Raw genomic sequence first — 19,388 nt, 5'->3', positions numbered from 1 at the left:
CCCCTGCCCTCGTTGGAGATGTCATCTCCACGGTAGGTGACGACGGTCAGGAACGTGGCGCGACGAAGAGCGACTGGGCACCGAGGCCGACGAGACGGTCCCGGTCGTAGATGCGGGACGACGCGAGACCGAACCCCGTGTTGTCGAGGCGGGTGACGGCGTCGAGGCAGATCCACTCCCCGGCCGGGGGCGCGACGAGGTGGACCGTCAGGTCGGTGTTGATGAACAGCCACTCCTCGGGGTCGAGGCGGTGGGAGACGCCATTGCCGGAGTCCGCGAGGGCGAGGACCCGCTGCAGAGCCGTCGGCTCCTCGCCGGCGACGAGCGGGACGCCCATCCGCGCCCACACCGCGGCCTGACCGACGCCGCGCCGAGTCCCGGGCACCGGCCGCCACTGCATCGCGCGCAGGTAGCCGCCGCCCCACTCGAAGAAGGGTTGATTTTCCTCGGGAAACTCCGGGACGGGGTCGACGGGGCCGCCCGCCGGCACCGGCGGGAGGTCGATCGCCGAGGTACGCATCCGCCACGCCTGGGCCCGCAGCACGGCGCGGTTCCCGGCGAGGAGTTCGCCCTGGACGAGTTCGACGTTGCGGCCGGGACGCAGCACTTGAGTCCGCACCTGCAGGTCGGCGACCGGCACAGCGCCGAGGATGTCGAGGCTGATCCGCGTCAGCGTCCCGGGCCAGGAAGTCTCCATCCGCTCGAGTGCGCGACCGAGGAGCGCCGAAGGCGGTCCGGCGTGCTGCGAGTCGGGGCCCCAGGGCCCGACGGTGTGTTCGGTCGAGCGGTAGGTCTCGTCACCGAGGGGTTCGTAGAACGCGTCTGCCACGCGGCCAGCCTACGAACGGGTGATCAGAGCTCCGGTGGTCGCATCAGTCGTGGCTTGCCGAAGCCCAGCCTGCGCTTCATCCGCGTGCGCCGCGACGGCGGCTGCCAGTCCGGCACCAACCCGTCGATCTCCTTCGGTGGGACGCCCTGAATCCGCAGCAGGTGCGGCCCTTCGGCGAGGAACCCGGCGAGCGCCGGCGCAGTCTCCAACAGGTCCGCGGCAGTCGCATCGAGGATGGCCCGTTCCCGCGCCGTCATCGACATGTAGATCTCCCCGTGTCGTTCGGTCTCACCGAGGGCGCTACCCGGACCTCTCCCGGCCACGCACGGATCGCGCCGCGGCGTAAGCACCCTCACGCAGGCGCTGCTCCCAGGGGTAGAACTCCAGTCCCGGCAAGGGATTCTCGACGGGGTCGAAGGAGATGACCGGGTCGGTCGGATCGGGTTCGGCGTCGAGGACGATCTCGCCGAACGGCGCCACCCCGCCGCGCGCGTCGGCGGCCGAGAGCGTGATCCGCCGCGGGAACGGGCCGCGGCCGTCACCGCGCGCGAACAGCCACAGCGGACCGGTCGGAGTGCGGTAGGCCATCAGCGTCCCGTAGTCCGCGCCGGGGTCGCGGCGCGGCAGCAGCGTGAACTTCGTCAGGACGCCCGTGCCCGTCGTCGCGAGCAACAGGTCGGCGGGCCCGTCGGGACGCTGCACCCGGATCGTCAGGCCGAGGATGTCCGGCAGCGGGTCGGGCAGGCCGGTCGCGCGCGAGAAGCGGACGAGGACGCGGTCCTCCCCGGCCTCGTCGACCCACGGCACACCCCAGGCGCGGCGGGAGCCCCACCGCCGGAGAGTCCCGGGCACCTGCGTCCCGGCCGGGTGCAGGGGTTTGGGCGCTGGGCGAACCTTCGCCACCGTCCCGAACACCGCCGCGAGTGCCGTACTGCCCGCGTCCGCCGCGGTCCGGCCCAGCTGTACTGCTCGCTCCACGTCGTCCCCTTCGTCGCAGTCGGTCCTCCTACCCGGCGCGGGGATGATCAAGCCGCGCGGGCTTCGAACCGCTCGGCGCGGGGAAGGGGATCGTCGAGCGCGTCGACCCGCGGTCACCGGAGGTTGTCATGGGCCTGCTCAAGCGACTGCTCGGTCTGGAGCCGGACGTGCCTGCGCAACGGTCCGGGTCGACCTCCGCGGACGATCAGGCGATCGAGCGCTACCGCTACCTGCTGCGGACCGCTCCACCCGAGACCGTCGAGGACGCCCACGCCGAGGCCTTCGCCGCCCTGACGCCGGATCAGCGCCGTCAGGTCCTCGCCGAGCTCACCACCGTCACGCCGGAACACGAGCGTCCGACCTCCGACGACCCCGACACCCTCGCCCGCGCCGCCACCCGCGCCGAGATGCGCCAGCCCGGCACCCTCGAGCGCACCTTCGGCGGCCTCGGCACCGGCGGCCTGGGGACCGGCGGCCTGATGGCCGGCTCCCTCCTCGCCGGCATCGCCGGGGCTTACGTCGGCACGTCGATCGCCGCCGCGATGTCCGGCGACCCCACCGGCTCGGAGATGGACGCCGCCCAGGAGGGAGGCATCGACTGGTCCGGCCCCTCCGAGGGCCACAGCTGGGGCGGCGGCTTCGACGGCGGCAGCTTCGACGGGGGCGGCAGTTTCTGACGTAACGTCAGTCCGCTGTTCGATAAGGGGTGACACCCCTTGTTCGAGGCGGCGGCCGCCGCCGTCAAGAAAGGGTGACACCCCTTACTCGTCAGTAAGGGGTGTCACCCTTTTTCGACAACGCTCGATCAGGGGGTCACGAGGCGCGGGTCGCGACGGTGAGGAGGACGACGGCGTCGGTGTCGGCGTGGAGGTCGTGGCGGCGGGGCGGGATCGCGAGGTGGTCGCCGGCGGAGCCGGTCCACGACTCGTCGCCGGCGTTCATGCGGACGGTGCGAGGGCGGTCAGCGACGGACTCTCCATCGAACGTCCTCCGGTTGTCATTCGTCGTGCCAGATCGGCAGGGCCAGAGCATCCCCCATGCGCTTGAGCTGATCGCGATGGAGGGAGGCGAGGCGGCTCAGGACCTGCTCCCCGTGCGGAGTCAGGACGACGCGGACGGCGCGGTTGTCGTCCGGGTGGGGCTGCCGCACGACGAGGTCCTGCGCCTGCGCGCGGTTGATCAGCTCGACGACGCTGTGGTGCCGCAGCTGGAGCCGGTCGGCGAGCTCGTGGACGAGTGCCCAGTCGCGGTCGGGGAAGCCCTTGATCGCGAGGAGCAACTGGTACTGCTGCGGGGTCAGTCCGAGGGTGCGGACGATGTCCTCACTGAAGCGCAGGTAGCGCCGGATGCCGAAGCGGAACCGGGCCAGGGCCTCGAAGTCGGACTTGGTCAGCGGTTCCGAGGTGGTCAGGGTCTGCGAGCCCACATCCCGGCGCCGTCCTGCCACGGCCCTATCTCATCACGGGCGTCCCCGGCCGGCCCTCCGATCACGCCCGTCCGGCGGTAAATATCGTGTTACGATAGAAAGCACCGCCAGGAGGAACCGTGGCCGACACATCGACGCGAGTGCTCGTCGCCGTGGACGCGGCCGCGAGCGCGACGGACGCCGTCGAGTGGGCCGCCGCCGAGGCGGGCGCACGCGGCCTCGGCCTGCGGATCGTCCACGTCCTGCGCCCGACGCCGAGCCTCGACCCCTCCGGCTTCGACACCTACGCGCGGCTCCGCACCGCGGCCGCCGTCGCCGTCGAGGTCCTGGAGAGCGCGATGGACCGAGCCCGGCTCGTCGACTCCGACCTTCCGGTGGACGCCGCCCTGCTCCGCGGCCCTGCGATCCGGACGCTGAGCGAGGCCGCGCTCTCCGCGCCGCTGCTCGTCGTCGGCCGCCGCAACCGCTCGGCGACGCGCCGCCTGCTCTCCCCGTCCGTCGCCGGCCGTCTGGCCGCGCGGACGCCCTGCCCCGTCGTCGTGGTCCGGCACCGCGAGCTCGTGCCGATGCCGGCCCCACCCCGCGTCGTCGTCGGCGTGACGCCCGGCCCGGCCGGCCTCGCGGCCGTCGAGTTCGGGTTCACCGCGGCCGCGCAGCGCGGGGTCCCGCTCGCGCTCGTCCACGTCACGCCCGAGGACGCGACGCTCAACGCCCTGGCGGGCGTCCCGCACGGGAGCCCCGCCACCACGGGCGAGGCCGCCGTGCGGGACCCGGAGATCCGGGCCGCCATCACCGCGGGGCAGCAGCAGTTCCCCGACCTCGACGTCTCCGTCGCGGGTCCCGTGGGCGACGCCGCGACCGTGCTCCTCCGCGAGTCGGCGGGAGCGGCACTGCTCGTGCTCGGCTCCGCCGGGCGGAGCCCCCGCCGGCCGTGGGACCTGCGCTCGGTCGGGCAGCGATTGCTGCCGGCGGCGCAGTGCCCGGTCGCCGTCGTCGGGTCGGCAGCCGCGCGCACCCGCCTGGGTGGCGGGGCCCGGGGCGGTCAGTCGCGGTCCCCCGCGGACGCGCGGAAGGTGCTCTGACACGAGACGCACAGCCGCGCCGCGGGCAGCGCCTCCAGGCGCGCCGGCGGGATCGGCAGCCGGCAGCCGTCGCAGATGCCGTACTTGCCTTCGTCGAGCCGCTTGAGCGCCGCCTCGGTCTCCTCGAGCTGACGGCGGGCCGCGGCCAGCAGGCGGGCCGCCAGGCGGGACTCCTCGGTCCGCGCGCCCCCGACGGCCTGGCCGTCCGCGTCGCGGGAGGACTCCACGTCGATCGACAGCCGCGTGACGTCGTCGAGCTGCGTGCGCCACTGGGCCACGAGCAGCTCGCGGTAGTCCGGCAGGGTCTCGCCGGACCCGGCCGAGTCGGTCTGCAGTGAGACAGCGGACATGGGTGTCCCCTTTCAGAAAACCCGCAATCGGCGAAGCAGGCGCCGAAGACGGCTCAGGCCGCCCCGGCGGACGGCTCTCCCTCCACTATCGGTCCGTTTCCGCGGTGGAGCCAGGGGCGAAGCCGGACGACTCCCGCTAAGCTGATTGCGGGATTCCGGCAAACATCCGCGTCGCCGAGCCAGGAGGTCACGGTGGTCACCAGCGCCCCCTCACCGGCGGTCCGGGCGGTCCTGGACGCCGCCGGCGACGCCTCCGGGGCTCCCCCGGAGTTGCTCGGTGAGTACCTCGCGCTGCTGGAGCAGGCGGGGCGTTCGGGCGAGCATGCCTCCGAGGTCGACCTCGAGGCGATCCGGCACCTCGGTGCGCGCGCCGCCGACGAGGGCATCTCGGCCGAGGCGGCCGTCCGGCTCTACCTGGCCGCGGCCTGGCGGCTCTGGCGCGAGCTCCCGATCGGCACCGACCCCGCCGACCCGGCGACCGTACGCTCCGCCGGCGAGGCTGTCCTGCGCGTCGTCGACGACGCGGTCGCGGCCCTGGTCGCCGGCCACCAGGCCCGCCGTCGGGAGGCCGCGTACGAGGAGGAGCGCCAGCGCCGCCGGTTCGTCGACGACCTGCTCCGCGGCGACGCCGACGTGGCCGCGCTCGTCGAACGCGCCGAGCCGTTCGGACTCGACCTCGCGCGGCCGCACCAGATCGCGCTCGCGTTCCCGCTCCGCGGCGGGGCGGCGGCCGAGGGCGCGGCGACGACACTCGAGCGCAGCGTCGTCGACCGGTTCGGCGACCGCGAGGTGCTCGTCGCCGACAAGGACGACGTCGTCGTCGTGCTGGTTCCCGAGACCGAACCCGACCCCCGCGGTGACGTGGGCGACCTGCTGCACAAGGAACTGACGAAGCATCACGGCGGAACGTGGGGCATCGGCGTCGGTCGCCCGCACAGTGGCGCCTACGGCATCGCCCGATCCTACGAGGAGGCCCGCGAGGCCCTCGCGCTGATGCGGCGACTACCGCTGGACACCAACGTCCTGCGGGCCCGCGACCTGCTCGTCTACCGCGTCGTGGCCCGCGACCACGCCGCGATCGCGGACCTCGTCCACGCCGTCTTCACCCCGCTGCTCGCTGCCCGCGGCGGGCCCGAGCCACTGCTGCGGACGCTCGAGACGTACTTCGCCGTCGGCGGCAACGTCACCGAGGCCGCGCGCCGGCTGCACCTCTCGGTCCGGGCCGTCGACTACCGGTTGGAGCGGGTCGCCGCCTTGACCGGGTTCGCCGTCAGCGAGTCCCACGACCGGTTCACGCTCAACGTGGCGGTCGTCGGCGCCCGGCTGCTCGGGTGGCCGAACAACCAGGAGCTACGCCTGCCCTGACCGAACGGCCTCGGGCTCGGCTGCGACCTCGCCGGAGGCGGGCACGCCGAGGTAGACCTCCCGGACGACGGGGTCGGCGAGCACCTCCGCCGGCGGACCCTCGGCGAGGACGGCACCGGCGTCGAGGACGACGACCTGGTCGGCGGCGTCGACGACGTGCCGCGCGTGCTCGACGAGCAGCACCGCGGCGTCGGGAGCGAGCTCGCGGACCAGGCGCAGCATCCGGTCGGCCTCGGACCGGCTCAGACCGGCCGCGGGTTCGTCGAGCAGCAGGACGGCCGGCCGCAGCGACGCGGCGCGGGCGATCTCGACCAGGCGCGCGGTGCCGTGCGCGAGGGAACCCGCGTCCCGGTCCGCCAGGTCGGCGAGATCGGCGGGCAGTTCCGGCTCGGCCCGGCCGTGCCAGCGCGCGGCCAGGGCGAGGTTCTCCCGGACCGTGAGCCGGCCGAACAGGCCGCCGGACTGCAGGGTCCGCACGATCAGGCCGTCGCGACGGCCGGCGACGCGGACCGTCCCCGCCGCGGGCCGCACCGCCCCGGCCACCGCGTCGAGCAGGCTCGTCTTGCCGGCGCCGTTCGCCCCGACGAGGGCAACGACCTCCCCCGGCTCGACCGTCAGGTCCACGCCGTCGACGGCTGTCCGCGACCCGTAACGGACCGTCAGGCCGCGGACGGTGAGCGCCCCCGAGGTCGGCTGCGTCATGCCGCGCAACGCCGGGCGCCGCACCGGGCGCCGCACCGGGCGGCGGAGGCTCACCAGCCCACCGGGCCGGAGCAGCACGACCGCGAGCAGGACGACCGGCGAGACCAGCGCGGCAAGGTCGGGGGCGTCGGCCTGGCGCAGGAGTTCCGGCGCCACCGTGAGCAGCACCGCCCCCAGCAGCGCACCCCACGGGGACTCCAGGCCACCCAGCGCGGCGGCCGACAGGATCGGCAGCGCGGTCAGCGGGTGGGACTGCTCCGGCGCGACCGTGCCGAGCTGATACGCCGTCAGGGCTCCGGCGAGACCGGCCAGGGCGCCCGCGACGACGAGCGCCGCGATCTGCGCACGCACGACCGGCACGGCCAGCCCGGCGGCGGCGCGATCGTGCTCGCGGCCGGCGACCAGCGCCGCTCCGAGGCGGGACCGGGCGAAGGTGCGCAGGCCCAGGAACGCGAGTGCGGTGACCACGAGAACGGTGGCCGTGAAGCGGTGCCCACCCAGGCCGATGCCCGCGATCGAGGCGGCCGACAGCGTCCGGTCCTCGGCGGTGCCGGCGAACGTGGGCCAGGTGAACAGCGTGCCGTGGACGGCGGCGCCGAACGCGACGGTCAGCAGCGCGAACGGGAGGCCGGTGACGCCGCGGGCGACGAAGACTCCGAGCACCGCGGCGGCCACGGCGGCCGCGCACGCGCCGGCGACCAGGGCGAGCAGGAACGGCCATCCCGCCTCGGCCGCGCACCGGGCCGCGACGATGCCGCCGATCCCGGCGAACGCGGGCTGGGCGAGGCAGAGCCGACCGCCCCACCCGGTGAGGACCACGTGGGTGGCGGCGAGCAGGGCGGTGATGGCCGCGAGCTCGGCGATCGTGGCCTGATAGGCCGTCAGCAACGGGGTGCCGGCGAGGGCGAACACCAGCACGACCGCCGCCGGGGCGAGCCGTCCGGTGCCCGGCGGGTGCGTCGGGCCGGTGGCGAGGGCGGTGTCCCGCGACTCCCGGGCACGACGCGCCCGCCGGGCCAGCAGCGCAAGACCCGCGACCGCGAACGGAACGCTCTCCCCCAGACCCGGGATGTCCTGGTACCTGACCGCCATGCTCTCGCCCACCCCGATCGCGACCGCGGCGCCGAACGCGATCGGCAGGCTGACCAGCAGGCCCGCGACCGCCGCCGCGGCCGGCTTGAGCAGGAAGAACAGCGTGAGCGCGGTGGCGTCGAGGTAGAGCAGCGGGACGAGCAGCACCCCGGCCAGGCCGGCGAGCAGCGCGGCGAGGACGTAGCAGCCCGCCTCGATGCGACCGCGCCGCAGACCGATGAGGACCGCGCCGAGCGCGTTGTCCGCGCAGGCCCGCCAGGCGAGGCCGGCCGCGGAAAACCGGAGCACGGCCGCCCCCGCGGCGACCGCGGCCAAGGCGACGGCGATGACGAGGATCTGATGGGCCGACAGCGTCGTGCCGGCGACGTCGAAGCGATGCCCGCCCATCCAGGGCGCGACGAACTGGACGTCCCGCCCGAAGAACAGGACGCAGCTCGCGGTGAGCACGCCGCCCCAGGCCAAACTCGCGACCGCGGCGGTGATCGGGCGGTCGGGCCCAATTCCGCGCGCGGCGGCCGCGCTCACCCCACCGCAGGCCGCCGCCACCGCGAGGGCAGCCACGAACGCGACCGCTCGTGGCTGCCCGCCCCCCGTGCTGGCGTGGTGGTAGACGTAGGCCGCCACCGCCGCGACTCCCCCGAGGGAGAGGTCGACGTTCCCCGTCGTCCGGTGCACGACGAGCAGACCGAGGGCGGCCAGCCCGTACATCGCCCCGAGCGGCAGGCCGGTGAGGGCCAGGTCCAGCACGTCTGAGGCTCCGTCAGATCAGGCAGGTCAGCCGATGCGGTCGAGCTGGGCGTCGGCGATCGCCTCACCCAGCACGACCGTGAGCACCCGGCCGTCCGGCGTCGTCAGGCGGAGCGTCGGGCCGGTCGCCCGCGCCAGCGAGCGGTCACCCGCGGCCGTGTGCGTCGCGCTGCCCGGCAGCACCAGCTCGATGCCGGCGGCCTTCAGCGCGGACAGGTCCGGCGTCCCCGGCCCCGGCTCGAAACCCTTCGGCGTCAGGCGGAACGCCTGCCCACCGACGGTGAGACCCGAGACCAGGCTCGTCGCCGCGCCCTCGCCCGCGGCCCCGTCCGCGACGGCGCGCGCGTCGAGCACGATCTGCTCGATGTGCAGGGTGCCGAGGAGGACGTCGAGCAGGACGACCTTCGAGGTCGACAGCGATCCGGTGGCCGCGGGACCGGCGAGCGCACGAACGTCACCCACGCGGGCGGTCACACCCGGCGCGAGGTCGGCGACGACGGCCGCGGCCTCGGCCAGCGGGCCGTCGGTGATCCGGACGCACGAGGTGCCTCCCGGCCCGCCGACGGCGAGCTGAGAGTCCTGCGGGGGACGGCCGGCGACCTTGGCGCGGCTCGGCTCGCTGATCGCACCGGTCGGCAGCTCCGCGCCGGTGAAGGCGTTCGGCAGACCGGCCGCGTCGCTGTACGGGCTGTAGAACGGCGAGGCGATCGCCTGGCCGAACCCGGTGCGGTCGACCGAGGCCTCGGCCAGCGGCGAGCTCACGTCCGGGGGCGCGATGGTGCCGCCGTCGAGCACGGTGTCGTTGTCGCTGTAGGTCACGAACAGCCCGCGGGCGACGGCCTTGCCGGCGCGCAGGGTCTTCGCGGGGCCGGCCTCCGGCGCGACCGACAGCGACGTGGCGCCGCACAGCTGCGTCACGGCCTCAGCCGGCGTCGCCAGCGCCGCGGGGACACCGACGGCGAGCACCGCGGCGAGCGCCGGAGCGAACACCGGGCGGGTCCAACGGGCCGTCATTCGACACCGGCCGGGGTGTAGAGCTTGCCCACGCGGACCCACGTGCCGTCCTTCACCTCGACCGTCGCGGTCAGGTCGTAGGGCAGGTGCTGGTCATTGGCGTAGCTCAGCGGCGGGACCAGGTCACCGAAGGAGAACGTCCGGCCGGACTCCAGCGCCGAGATCAGGCCGGTGCGCTCGAACCCGCCGATCTTGACGCCCTCGATGAGCAGCTTCGTCCCGAGGCATCCCACGATCGAGAAGAACTGCAGCCGCGACTCCGGGTAGAACTTCTTGATCGCGCCGCACTGCTCGGCGAACGCCGCGCTGGAGGCGCCGGTGAACGGGCTGGAGGAAAGCATCCCCTCGCCCGCCTTGCCGGCACCGCGCAGAATCACCGGGTCGTCGGTGTTGTTGTACGAGATCGACACCGGCACGTCCCAGCCGAGCTGGTCCTTGGCCTGCAGGCACTTCACGGTGCCGAGGTTCTCGGTGATGACGATCAGCGCCTCGGCGCCGGACGCGCGGGCGGCGACCATGCGGCTCGCGCAGTCGGGCGCACCGGGCGCGGTGGCACCGTTGAAGACGACGTCCGCGCCGAGCTTCTTCGCGACGGCGGTGAAGTACTTGGCGCAGTTCGAGACGGCCTCGACGTTGACGTAGACGACCGCCAGCTTGGCGAGCTTGCGCTCGGACACCAAGTGCTGGACGTTGCCCGCCATCTGGCGGCCGCACGGGTTCGTGACCGGGAAGAGCATCGGCTCGCCGAACTCACGGTCGTCCGAGCCGGATGGGAACACCGGCACCTTCGCGGCGCGGATGACCGGCAGCGCGGCCTGCGTCGTGAACGGCGAGAAGATCCCGGCGAAGGCGAAGACCTTGTCCTGCTCGATGAGCTTCTGGACAACGGCCTTGCCGCGGACGGGGTCGAACTGGTCGTCCTCGACGACGAGCTCGAACTTGGTGCCGCGGACGCCGCCGGCGGCGTTGGTCTGGGCGATGACGGCCTGGACGCTCTCCATCATCGCGGTGCCCACCGAGCCCAGCGGGCCCGAGAGCGGGAACACCCCGCCGAGCTTGACGACGGCCGGCCCGGCTGCGGGCTGCTTCCCGCCGGTGACGGCGGCGACGTTGTCCTTGGCCCTGCCGACAGCGTCGGTCGCCGCGGACGCCTCGGGGGCGGGGGTGGTCCCGGCGGCCGGGTTTCCCGGGTCGGGCGAACCCGTCGGCGCGGCGCTCGGGTCGGTGCCCGGGAGCGCGGGGTCGACGGTGTCGGCACCGGTGTCGAGGACCGGGGTCTCGGGCCGGCTCTCGACGGTCGCGACCGCGTCCGGCGCCGCGGTGGTGTCGTCGTCCGAGCCGGAACATCCGGCAGCCAGCAGCGAGGCCGCGAGGACGGCGACCAGCGCGCGGGGGTACGTCACGGGGGCCCTCCGGCAGGGGTTGGAAACAGGCAATCGGGTGAGGCGAGCCTAAGCTAAGTTATGTATCCTCTGACCAGAAACGGCCCGATATCGGAGCGTGAGAATGGCCACCGAGCGCGTGCTGCCGGACCCGGGAGCGGGCCTCGACCCGGCGACGATGCCCGCCCACTGGCTGCTGGCCCAGATGGGCAAGACCGTGATGCGGCCCGGTGGCGGCGACGTCAGCGACGTCATGCTCCGCGGCCTCGGGATCGGTCCCGAGGACGACGTCGTCGACCTCGCGCCCGGCCTCGGCACCACCGTCCGCCGCGTGGAGGCGCTGCGCCCGCGGAGCTTCCACGGCCTCGACCGCACCGAGGTGGAGGCGGAGCGCTCCCGCCGTCAGGTCAGCGCGGTGCCCTACACCTGCGTGGTCGCGCACCCGTCCGACACGGGCCTGCCAACAGGTTCGGCCAGTGTTCTCTACGGCGAGGCGTGCCTGAGCCTGGAGACGAACTCCAGCAAGGCCGCGATCCTCACCGAGGCGGCGCGGCTCCTTCGCCCCGGCGGCCGCCTCGGCCTGCACGAGCTGCTGCTCACCCCGGACGACCTGCCCGCGGAGCGGAAGCGGGAGGTCGGCATCCAGATCAGCCAGGCCGTCCGCGTCGGCGCCCGGCCCCTGACCCGCGCGGAGTGGACCGACCTCCTCGCCGAGCACGGCTTCCAGGTGACGGTGTTTGCGCCGTCCCCGATGCTGCTGCTCTCCCCCGCCACCGTCGTCCGCGACGAGGGCGTCGCCGGCACGGCCCGGCTGGTCGGCAACATCCTCCGCCGCCCCGTCGTCACCCGCCGCGTCGCGCACCTCTGGCGCGTCATGCACCGGCTGCGTCACAACCTCGGCGCGACCGCGATCATCGCCGTCCGCGACTGACGTTGCGTCCGAAGATGCGGCTGCAATTGCAGCCACATCCTCGGACGTACGAGCGGGTCAGTGCCGGAGGAGCTCTTCTTCCTTCATGCGGTCGCTGAAGGCCTCGACCCAGGTCCAGCCGGAGACGACCTCGCGGGTGTCGCCGCGGCGACGGGTCATGCCGCCCTGGGCGCGGTAGCCGCCCCAGCGGGCCTTGTTGAAGCCGGAGAGCTGCTGGGCCGGGTCGCCGACGAAGTCCCAGACGCCGGCCGGGCCGAGGTCGTAGCTCGCGCCGGTGACGTAGCCGTCGGCGTCGACCTCGAACTCGGCGCCGACGTAGTTCGCCTCGGCGATCGCTTTGTTGCCCTCCGCGACGATGCCCGCGCCCCAGCGGCGGCGGCCCTTGGTGATGTTGCCGAACTCGATCGTCCCGTCGGCGTACTTGTTCGCGAAGATGTTCCAGACGATCTGGACGTCGGTGTAGTACGGGTACTCCTTCCACTCACTGCCGTGGCGGAAGTAGACCTGGTCGAAGAAGATCGGGCCCTCGACCCGCTCGCCGAGGATCGTGCCGGTCAGCCAGTAGGGCTGGCTCGCGTAGGCGAGCGGCTCGTCGCGCATCGTCGACAGGAACTGACCACCGAGGGTCGGACGCGGGCCGCTGAGCGAGAGCAGCGAGCCCTCCTCCCACGTCATCTCGTTGTCGTCGATGCGCAGGTCGATCGGCTCCTCGATCAGCGACCTCGTCCACGCCCGGGTCGACGGCGAGTCGCTCAGCCAGGACGAACTGCTGACGATGCTCACGCAGTTCCTCATCGCGGGTAACGAGACCACGACCACCCACATCACGGCCACCGTCATGCTCCTGCTCGAGCAGCCGCAGCTGATGGCGCAGGTCCGGGCGGACCTGTCCCTGGCGCCGAAGCTGATCGAGGAGTCCCTCCGCGTCGAGTCCCCGATCACCGGGCTCTACCGGACCGCGCTCGTCGACACCGAGATCGCCGGCGTCGCCGTCCCCGCCGGCGCGCACCTGCTGCTCTGCTACAGCTCGGGAAACCGGGACCCGGAGCAGTACGCCGACCCCGAGACGATCAAGTTCGACCGCAGCGGCGAGGGGGCCCACCTCGCCTTCGGCCAGGGCCCCCACTTCTGCCTCGGCAGCAACCTGTCCAAGGCCGAAAGCCGCATCGCCCTCGAGGCCCTCCTGACCCGGACCACCAACCTCCGCCTCGACCCCGCCGGCCGGACCCCCGAGCGGATCCCGAGCTACATCCTCCGCGGCGTCTCCCGCCTCGACCTCCTCTTCGACCGCGCCTGACCCCCTGGTTCGCGCCGGCGCCGCCCCGTTGTCAAAAAAGGGTGACACCCCTTACTGCGCAGTAAGGGGTGTCACCCTTTTTTTGACAGGGAGGCGGCCGCGAGGTCGGTCGCCGAGCTACGGGCCGGGGTGAGGCGGAGTTCGGTCCGGGCGTCGAGGGCGGCGGTCGCGCGGGCGGTGCCGGTGGCGTCGGCGATGACCTCGACGGCGGTGCCGACAGTCCCGCTGCTCACTCGATAGCGCACGGTCGGGCGGAGCCGCTCGAAATGCAGCTCGTACTCCCCCGGCGTCCGGGCGGAGAGGACGAGGTCGAGCGCGGCGCCGTCGGAGCGGGCCGCGGCGACGAGGACCTCCGGGAACCCGGCGCGGCCGAGGACCGGTCCGGACCGGATCTTCGGGTCGGTCGGGACGTTGACCGCCGTCCGCCAGGCGTCGACCTCGAGCAGCCGGTCGGTCGCGATCGTGGCGTTCACCAGCGTCGAGCGGCCCGGGAAATAGGTCTCGGTCTCGTCCCACTCCAGCACGTCGAGCAGGCGGGCCATCGCGAGGTCGGCGACCTCGTAGTCCCCCATCTCGCGCGCGGAGCCGTGGTAGCAGGCGAGCGCGAACGCGTCGGAGAGGGTGTAGTTGCCGAAGTCGACGTTGGCCTTGTCGAGGAGAATCCGGCGCTCGCCGTCGATCACCGGCAGGAGCTCGGAGCGGACCAGCGCCCAGTAGCGGTGGGCCAGCTCGGGCAGGACGGCGTTGAGCTCCTTCGCGAGGACGGAGTCCGGCATCGGGAACGGGACGGCGAAGCCCGTGTGCTCGGAGCGCAGGGAGATACAGGTCCCGTCGGGGCGCATGAACTCGGCCTCGAGCTTGGCGCGGAAGGCATCGCGCAGGCGCGGCCAGTGGTCGGTGCCGCGGGCGCGGTCGTAGCCGGCGAGCGTCACGGCGCCGCGGAAGTTGCAGGCCGGGTAGATCCAGTTCGGCTCGCACGGGAACAAGCAGTAGTCGTCGGTGTGTCGAGCGTAGTTCGCCAGCAACGAGTCGCGGACGTCCAGCGAGCTGTGCGGGTACACGCGCCGCTTGCTGACGGCGAAGGGCAGCGCGTCGGGGGCGTCCCAGCGGAAGTCGCCGGTATTGCCCTCGTAGAGCGCGAGGTTGAGGCCGACGTAGCCGGTCAGCATGATGTTGTCGCGAACGATCGGGTCGGCGTCGAGACGCAGGTGTCCCCAGGCCCGCTCGTATCGCCAGTAGCTGCAGACGTCCTTCTGCAGGTACCGGTCGACCAGCCGGATCTGACCCTCACTCAGCTCACCGTGGTGGCTCGGGGCGTAACGGCTCTGCGCGAGCGCCAGCATCCAGCCGAGCTGGTTGATCTGGTAGCGCAGCGCCGAGGTCTGGAACTGGTCGACGCGGTTGAAGCCGCTCCAGTCGTCCTTCGGCTGCATCGCGAGGTCGAGCGCGTACCGGATCCCCTTGAGTTGCTCGGCGCTCATCTCGGGCGCCTTGGGTGCCGCGATCGCCCGGGCGCGGATCGCGTTCACCTCGTCGAGCTGCGCGGGCAGCACGGTGTTGCGCTCCTCCCGTCGGGCGACGGCCTTGCGTTGCTGGGCACGGGAGGCGACGGCACCGCCGAGCAGACCCACGACGGTGACGGCGGCGACGATCGGCAGGCCCGCGTCGGTCGTGTCGCCGACGAGGGCACCGGCGGCCGCGGCGGAGCCGAGCCAGACGATCACCGGGGCGACGACCATGCCCGCGCCGAACCACGCGACCCAGGCGAGGCCCATCAGGAGCAGGCACGGCAGGACGAGGACGACCATCCAGCCCTCGGCGGCGAGGAACCCGGCACCGGGGAAGAACAGGCCGAGCCCGGCGGCCTGCCGGCCGGCGCCCGCGTCGAGCAGGCTCGGGAACGCGCCGAGGACGCAGAGCACGATCCAGACGGCGACGCTGCGCCGGCGGCGCACCTTGGCGACCGGACCTCCCCCGGTCCGCGGACTGATCAGGAGGTCTGCTTCGGCGTTCGGGTGGGCCAGGGTCGTCACGCCACCGGTTCCTCTCGGGCGAGTGGGCATCAACTGGTACCGTGCGGTACCAGACTCTTCCGCCGTCGCAGGGGTGTCAACCTTTCGCCATGACCACGTCGCCCGAGAAGACCTATGGCGGCCTCGGCGCCGGCGAGCGTCAGGCCGCGCGCCGGGCGGCGCTGCGGGAGGCGGCCCTCGAGCTGATCGCGGCCGGCGGCACGACCGCCGCGACCGTCAACTCCGTCTGCGCCGCGGCCGGGCTCAACAAGCGCTACTTCTACGAGAGCTGGGCGACCCGCGACGCTCTGCTCGTCGACCTGCTCACCGCCTTCTTCGACGACTTCTACGCCCGGACGACGAGCGAGATCGTCGACGTCCCCACCGAGCTGGAAGGCCGGCTGCGCCACGCGGTCCGCTCGCTGCTCGCGACCCTGGAGGCCGAACCCGGGACGGCCCGCCTCTACGCCGAGGCCGAGTCCGAGCCCGCCCTGCTGGAGCTCCGGACCGCCGCGTTCGACCGGTTCACCGGACTCTTCGGCGCTGTCGCCGACCTCGACCCGGAGGTCCCGTCGACCCGCTTCGCGCTCTACGCCCTCGTCAGCGGCGTCACCGAGGCCCTGACCCACTGGCTTCGCGGCGACCCGGCCGACCTCTCCCGGGACGAGGTCGTCGAGACCTCCGTCCAACTCTGCCTCGCCGCGATCGCCGTCGCGTCCCGCTGACCCCACCATCAACACTGGGGGTGACACCCCTTATTGAAAGAGGCGGGTGAGGAGGTCGCGGCGGAGGAGCTTGCCGGTCGGGAGGCGGGGGACCTCGTCGACGACGACGTAGCGGCGGGGGCACTTGAAGCCGGAGAGTCGGTCGCGGGCGAACGCATCGAGCTCGGTGGGTAGGGCCGCAGCGTCGGCTCCGGCGGCCGGCTGGACGGCGGCGACGAGGACCTGCCCCAGCTCCGGGTCGGGGACACCGACGCAGGCGACGTCGGCGACGCCGGGGTACAGCACGAGCACGTCCTCGGCCTCGCGGGGATAGAGATTCACTCCCCCGCTGATGACGAGGTCCGCGCGGCGGTCGGCGAGGTAGAGGTAGCCCTCGGCGTCGAGGTACCCCAGGTCGCCGAAGGTCGCCCAGCCGCGGTCGTTCCACGACTGCGCGGTGCGGTCGGGATCGTTGTGGTAGTCGAACGTGTTCGGGGTGTCGAACCAGATCTGCCCGATCTGACCCGTCGTCAGCTCGTTGCCGTCGTCGTCGAGGATGTGCGGGACGCCGAGGGCCGGGCGGCCGACCGATCCACGGTGGGCCAGCCACTCCTCGCTGGAGATCATGCAGAACCCGACGCCCTCGCTGCCGGAGTAGAACTCCGTCACGATCGGGCCGAGCCAGTCGATCATCGCTTCCTTGACGTCGACCGGGCACGGCGCGGCGGCATGGATGACGACCCGCAGGCTGGACAGGTCGTAGCGGGCCCGGACCTCGGGCGGGAGCTTGAGCATCCGCACGAAGTGCGTCGGGACGAACTGCGCGTGGGTGATCCGGTACCGCTCGATCGCGGCGAGACACTCCTCCGCGTCGAAGCGCTCCAGGACGACGACGGTGCCGCCCACGCGGTGCGCCGCGATCGACCACCCCAGCGGAGCCGCGTGGTACAGCGGTGCGGGGACGAGGTAGCGCAGGTTCTCGTCGTACCCGAAGTGGTGGCGGACGATGTGGTCGAACGGCTTCAACGTCCCGAGCGGGTCGCCGACGGCGTCGGGCACGATCCCCTTCGGCCGGCCGGTCGTGCCGGACGAGTAGAACATCCAGACGCCCTCGGCCGCGTCGTCCGGCAGCGTCGGCGGCTCGACCGCACAGAGCTCGTCGTAGTTGCCGTCGACCGTGACGACGGGGCCGTCGAAGGCGACGCCGGCCACGAGCTCCGACGAACCCACCAGCAGCTTCGCCCCGCAGTCGCGGACGATGTACTCGGTCTCCGCCGGCTTCAGGTGGTGATTGACCGGGACGTAGTACAGCCCGCTGCGCTGGGCCGCCCACGCGATCTCCAGGTAGCGCAGGCCGTTCGGGAGCAGGATCGCGATCCGGTCGCCCGGCCGCAGCCCGAGCCGCCGCAGGGCGTGCGCGAACCGGTTCGCGGCGGCGTCGAGCTCGGCGTAGGTCTGGACACCCCCGCCCGGGTGCAGCACCACGGCCGGATGATCCGGCCGTGATGCCGCGAAGGTCCCGGGGTGCACGGTGAGGATGCGTTACTTCAGACCGAAGCGCTGCGCGCCGTCGATGCGGATCGTCTCGCCGTTGACGTAGTCGTTGCGGGCGAGGAACGCGACGAGATCGGCGTACTCGGAGGCGCGGCCCATCCGCTTGGGGAACGGCACGGACTTGCCCCAGAGCTCCTGCGCCTGGTCCTCCTCCATCCGGAACGCCGGGGTGAAGAAGGTCCCCGGCGCGATGGTGACGACGCGGATCCCGACGGCCGACAGGTCGCGCGCCGCGACGAGCGTCAGCCCGTGGACGCCGGCCTTCGCCGCGCTGTAGTCGCTCTGCCCGACCTGCCCCTCGAACGCCGCGATGCTCGCGGTATTGACGACCAGCCCGCGGACGCCGGACTCCAGCGGCTCGAGCGCCGCCATCCGGGCCGCCGGGAGCCGCAGGACCTGAAAGGTCCCCGACAGGTACAGCGACACCGTCCGGTCGAACAGCTCCTGCGGCATCGGCGAGCCGTCGCGGTTCAGCACGCGCATCCCCGCGACCGGCCCGCCGTGGCTGTTCACCGCGACGCGGAGCTCACCGAGCTCGGCCGCCGCGTCGAGGGCCGCGTGAACCGACGCCTCGTCGGTGACGTCCGTGCGGACGTACACCGCGGACCCGCCGAGGTCGGCCGCCAGCTTCGCGCCCTTGTCGTCGGCGAGGTCGGCGATGACGACCTTCGCGCCCTCGGCCACCAACCGGCGGACCGTCGCCTCACCGAGGCCGCCGGCGCCGCCGGTGACGAGTGCCGACTTCCCGGTGATCTCCATCAGCCGAGCAGCTCGAAGATCGTCGCGTTCGCCTGGCCGCCGCCCTCGCACATGGTCTGGAGGCCGTAGCGGATGCCCTCGCGCCGCATGTGGTGCAGCAGCGTGGTGGCGATGCGGGCGCCGGAGCCACCGAGCGGGTGACCGATCGCGATCGCGCCGCCGTTGGGGTTCAGGCGCTCGTCGTCGGCGCCGAGGTCCTTGGCCCACGCCATCGGGACCGGGGCGAACGCCTCGTTGACCTCGTACGCGCCGATGTCGCCGATCGACAGGCCGCTGCGCTTGAGGGCCTTCTCCGTCGCCGGGATCGGGGCGGTCAGCATGATCATCGGGTCGGCCCCGGCAAGCACGCCGGTGTGGTAGCGCGCGATCGGCGTCAGGCCGAGCGCCTTCGCCTTCTCGCTGCTCATCACGAGCAGTGCGGCCGCGCCGTCGGAGATCTGCGAGGAGTTGCCGGCGTGGATGACGCCGTCCGGTTTGAAGGCCGGCTGCAGGCCGGCGAGCTTCTCGACCGAACCGCCGCGCCGAATGCCCTGGTCGACGCTGAAGTCGCCCTCGTCCGTCGGCACGGCAACGATCTCGGCCTCGAAGGCCCCGCGGTCCTGCGCAGCCGCGGCGCGCTCGTGGCTACGGAGGCTGAACTCGTCGAGCTGAGTGCGCGTCAGGCCCCAACGCTCGGCGATCATCTCGGCGCCGATGCCCTGGTTCGGGACCTCGCCGTAGCGGTCCATCCAGCCCTTCGCGGTGTACGGGTTGGAGTCGGCCGAGATCGTCGCGCCCATGGGGATGCGCGTCATCGACTCGACACCACCGGCGACGATGACGTCGGCTGCGCCAGACATCACGGCCTGCGCGGCGAAGTGGATCGCCTGCTGCGACGAACCGCACTGGCGGTCGACGGTGACGCCGGGGATCTCCTCCGGCCAGCCGGCCGCGAGCACCGCCATGCGCGCGGTGTCGTAGGTCTGCTCGCCGAACTGGCCCACGACGCCCCAGACGACGTCCTCGACCTCGGCCGGGTCGACGCCCGCGCGGCGGACGAGCTCGTTCAGCACGAGCGCCGAGAGGTCGACGGGGTGGACGCCGGCGAGGCCTCCGTTCCGCTTACCGACCGGGGTCCGGACGGCCTCGACGATCACTGCGTCAACCATGGAAGATCCTCACTGC

20 protein-coding genes are annotated in these 19,388 nt (G+C 73.0%); 6 read left to right on the top strand and 14 right to left on the bottom strand.

Annotation, left to right across the window (positions count from 1 at the left end):
- Positions 1–46 precede the first annotated feature (46 nt).
- The 3 genes from SPOPO_RS0116285 to SPOPO_RS0116275 are packed head-to-tail and all read right to left on the bottom strand — an operon-like array spanning position 47 to position 1,807.
- Positions 47–829 carry a thioesterase family protein gene (locus SPOPO_RS0116285; protein ID WP_019875947.1) on the bottom strand — a complete coding sequence of 261 codons (783 nt, stop codon included), beginning with the start codon at positions 827–829 and terminating at the stop codon, positions 47–49.
- A gap of 23 nt (positions 830–852) precedes the next feature.
- Positions 853–1,092, bottom strand: a complete 240-nt coding sequence (locus SPOPO_RS0116280; RefSeq protein WP_019875946.1) for a hypothetical protein — start codon at positions 1,090–1,092, stop codon at positions 853–855.
- Between the two features lie 37 nt (positions 1,093–1,129).
- Positions 1,130–1,807: a hypothetical protein gene (locus SPOPO_RS0116275; protein WP_211210910.1), complete on the bottom strand. Its 678-nt coding sequence runs from the start codon at positions 1,805–1,807 to the stop codon at positions 1,130–1,132.
- Between the two features lie 128 nt (positions 1,808–1,935).
- On the opposite strand from SPOPO_RS0116275, the gene SPOPO_RS30010 reads away from it, so the two are divergent.
- Positions 1,936–2,484 carry a hypothetical protein gene (locus SPOPO_RS30010; RefSeq protein WP_019875942.1) on the top strand — a complete coding sequence of 183 codons (549 nt, stop codon included), beginning with the start codon at positions 1,936–1,938 and terminating at the stop codon, positions 2,482–2,484.
- Positions 2,485–2,620: 136 nt separating this feature from the next.
- Here the strand turns inward: SPOPO_RS30010 and SPOPO_RS35905 are convergent, their stop codons facing one another.
- Both SPOPO_RS35905 and SPOPO_RS0116260 read right to left on the bottom strand, forming a co-directional pair.
- A complete protein-coding gene (locus tag SPOPO_RS35905; RefSeq protein WP_019875941.1) occupies positions 2,621–2,749 on the bottom strand; it encodes a cupin domain-containing protein in 129 nt (42 codons plus the stop codon).
- A 55-nt stretch (positions 2,750–2,804) separates the two neighbouring features.
- Positions 2,805–3,233 (bottom strand): MarR family winged helix-turn-helix transcriptional regulator, encoded by a 429-nt coding sequence (locus SPOPO_RS0116260; RefSeq protein ID WP_019875939.1) that lies wholly within the window; start codon positions 3,231–3,233, stop codon positions 2,805–2,807.
- A 119-nt stretch (positions 3,234–3,352) separates the two neighbouring features.
- Between SPOPO_RS0116260 and SPOPO_RS32960 the strand changes: the two genes are divergently transcribed.
- On the top strand, positions 3,353–4,315 hold the full coding sequence (locus SPOPO_RS32960; RefSeq protein ID WP_084671182.1) for a universal stress protein: 963 nt from the start codon (positions 3,353–3,355) through the stop codon (positions 4,313–4,315).
- On the opposite strand, the gene SPOPO_RS29995 is transcribed toward SPOPO_RS32960, so the two are convergent.
- Complete coding sequence (locus SPOPO_RS29995; protein WP_019875936.1) at positions 4,276–4,665, bottom strand: TraR/DksA family transcriptional regulator; 390 nt, start codon at positions 4,663–4,665, stop codon at positions 4,276–4,278. The two genes, SPOPO_RS32960 and SPOPO_RS29995, sit on opposite strands and share 40 nt — an antisense overlap.
- 192 nt (positions 4,666–4,857) lie before the next feature.
- Between SPOPO_RS29995 and SPOPO_RS0116245 the strand changes: the two genes are divergently transcribed.
- A complete protein-coding gene (locus SPOPO_RS0116245; RefSeq protein WP_019875935.1) occupies positions 4,858–6,030 on the top strand; it encodes a PucR family transcriptional regulator in 1,173 nt (390 codons plus the stop codon).
- Here the strand turns inward: SPOPO_RS0116245 and SPOPO_RS0116240 are convergent.
- The 3 genes from SPOPO_RS0116240 to SPOPO_RS0116230 are packed head-to-tail and all read right to left on the bottom strand — an operon-like array spanning position 6,016 to position 10,988.
- Complete coding sequence (locus SPOPO_RS0116240) at positions 6,016–8,571, bottom strand: ABC transporter permease subunit (RefSeq protein WP_019875934.1); 2,556 nt, start codon at positions 8,569–8,571, stop codon at positions 6,016–6,018. The two genes, SPOPO_RS0116245 and SPOPO_RS0116240, sit on opposite strands and share 15 nt — an antisense overlap.
- 27 nt (positions 8,572–8,598) lie before the next feature.
- Positions 8,599–9,585, bottom strand: coding sequence for a hypothetical protein (locus tag SPOPO_RS0116235; RefSeq protein ID WP_156869950.1), 987 nt, complete (start codon positions 9,583–9,585; stop codon positions 8,599–8,601).
- Entirely contained in the window at positions 9,582–10,988 is a 1,407-nt protein-coding gene (locus tag SPOPO_RS0116230) for an ABC transporter substrate-binding protein (protein WP_019875932.1), read from the bottom strand. The genes SPOPO_RS0116235 and SPOPO_RS0116230 overlap by 4 nt, the downstream gene beginning before the upstream one ends.
- A 103-nt stretch (positions 10,989–11,091) precedes the next feature.
- On the opposite strand from SPOPO_RS0116230, the gene SPOPO_RS0116225 reads away from it, so the two are divergent.
- Positions 11,092–11,898, top strand: coding sequence for a class I SAM-dependent methyltransferase (locus SPOPO_RS0116225; RefSeq protein WP_019875931.1), 807 nt, complete (start codon positions 11,092–11,094; stop codon positions 11,896–11,898).
- A 57-nt stretch (positions 11,899–11,955) separates the two neighbouring features.
- Here SPOPO_RS0116225 and SPOPO_RS29990 read toward each other — a convergent pair whose 3' ends face one another.
- On the bottom strand, positions 11,956–12,681 hold the full coding sequence (locus tag SPOPO_RS29990; RefSeq protein ID WP_019875930.1) for a hypothetical protein: 726 nt from the start codon (positions 12,679–12,681) through the stop codon (positions 11,956–11,958).
- On the opposite strand from SPOPO_RS29990, the gene SPOPO_RS0116215 reads away from it, so the two are divergent.
- Entirely contained in the window at positions 12,587–13,195 is a 609-nt protein-coding gene (locus SPOPO_RS0116215; RefSeq protein WP_084671179.1) for a cytochrome P450, read from the top strand. The genes SPOPO_RS29990 and SPOPO_RS0116215 overlap by 95 nt on opposite strands.
- 71 nt (positions 13,196–13,266) lie before the next feature.
- Here the strand turns inward: SPOPO_RS0116215 and SPOPO_RS0116210 are convergent, their stop codons facing one another.
- Complete coding sequence (locus tag SPOPO_RS0116210) at positions 13,267–15,228, bottom strand: linalool dehydratase/isomerase domain-containing protein (RefSeq protein ID WP_019875927.1); 1,962 nt, start codon at positions 15,226–15,228, stop codon at positions 13,267–13,269.
- 89 nt (positions 15,229–15,317) lie between these two features.
- Between SPOPO_RS0116210 and SPOPO_RS0116205 the strand changes: the two genes are divergently transcribed.
- Positions 15,318–15,932 (top strand): TetR/AcrR family transcriptional regulator, encoded by a 615-nt coding sequence (locus SPOPO_RS0116205; RefSeq protein WP_019875926.1) that lies wholly within the window; start codon positions 15,318–15,320, stop codon positions 15,930–15,932.
- Positions 15,933–15,962: 30 nt separating this feature from the next.
- Here the strand turns inward: SPOPO_RS0116205 and SPOPO_RS0116200 are convergent, their stop codons facing one another.
- Genes SPOPO_RS0116200 through SPOPO_RS0116190 form a run of 3 tightly spaced genes read right to left on the bottom strand, consistent with a single transcriptional unit; the run spans position 15,963 to position 19,372 of the window.
- Entirely contained in the window at positions 15,963–17,441 is a 1,479-nt protein-coding gene (locus SPOPO_RS0116200; RefSeq protein ID WP_028984839.1) for an AMP-binding protein, read from the bottom strand.
- Positions 17,442–17,453: 12 nt separating this feature from the next.
- A complete protein-coding gene (locus SPOPO_RS0116195) occupies positions 17,454–18,224 on the bottom strand; it encodes an SDR family NAD(P)-dependent oxidoreductase (RefSeq protein WP_019875924.1) in 771 nt (256 codons plus the stop codon).
- Positions 18,224–19,372 carry a thiolase family protein gene (locus SPOPO_RS0116190; RefSeq protein WP_028984838.1) on the bottom strand — a complete coding sequence of 383 codons (1,149 nt, stop codon included), beginning with the start codon at positions 19,370–19,372 and terminating at the stop codon, positions 18,224–18,226. Before SPOPO_RS0116190 ends, SPOPO_RS0116195 begins: the two co-directional genes overlap by 1 nt.
- Between the last annotated feature and the right edge of the window lie 16 nt (positions 19,373–19,388).

It is taken from the genome of Sporichthya polymorpha DSM 43042, assembly GCF_000384115.1.
Classification (GTDB): domain Bacteria; phylum Actinomycetota; class Actinomycetes; order Sporichthyales; family Sporichthyaceae; genus Sporichthya; species Sporichthya polymorpha.
This window is presented reverse-complemented; position numbering and strand designations above follow the sequence as displayed.

Excerpts from the sequence above, each read along its gene's own strand:
- SPOPO_RS0116280 (WP_019875946.1), bottom strand. The coding sequence starts at position 1,092 with ATGTCGATGACGGCGCGGGAACGGGCCATCCTCGATGCGACTGCCGCG.
- SPOPO_RS30010 (WP_019875942.1), top strand. The coding sequence starts at position 1,936 with ATGGGCCTGCTCAAGCGACTGCTCGGTCTGGAGCCGGACGTGCCTGCG.
- SPOPO_RS35905 (WP_019875941.1), bottom strand. The coding sequence starts at position 2,749 with ATGAACGCCGGCGACGAGTCGTGGACCGGCTCCGCCGGCGACCACCTC.
- SPOPO_RS29995 (WP_019875936.1), bottom strand. The coding sequence starts at position 4,665 with ATGTCCGCTGTCTCACTGCAGACCGACTCGGCCGGGTCCGGCGAGACC.
- SPOPO_RS0116235 (WP_156869950.1), bottom strand. The coding sequence starts at position 9,585 with ATGACGGCCCGTTGGACCCGCCCGGTGTTCGCTCCGGCGCTCGCCGCG.
- SPOPO_RS0116225 (WP_019875931.1), top strand. The coding sequence starts at position 11,092 with ATGGCCACCGAGCGCGTGCTGCCGGACCCGGGAGCGGGCCTCGACCCG.
- SPOPO_RS0116215 (WP_084671179.1), top strand. The coding sequence starts at position 12,587 with ATGCGCAGGTCGATCGGCTCCTCGATCAGCGACCTCGTCCACGCCCGG.
- SPOPO_RS0116205 (WP_019875926.1), top strand. The coding sequence starts at position 15,318 with ATGACCACGTCGCCCGAGAAGACCTATGGCGGCCTCGGCGCCGGCGAG.
- SPOPO_RS0116195 (WP_019875924.1), bottom strand. The coding sequence starts at position 18,224 with ATGGAGATCACCGGGAAGTCGGCACTCGTCACCGGCGGCGCCGGCGGC.
- SPOPO_RS0116190 (WP_028984838.1), bottom strand. The coding sequence starts at position 19,372 with ATGGTTGACGCAGTGATCGTCGAGGCCGTCCGGACCCCGGTCGGTAAG.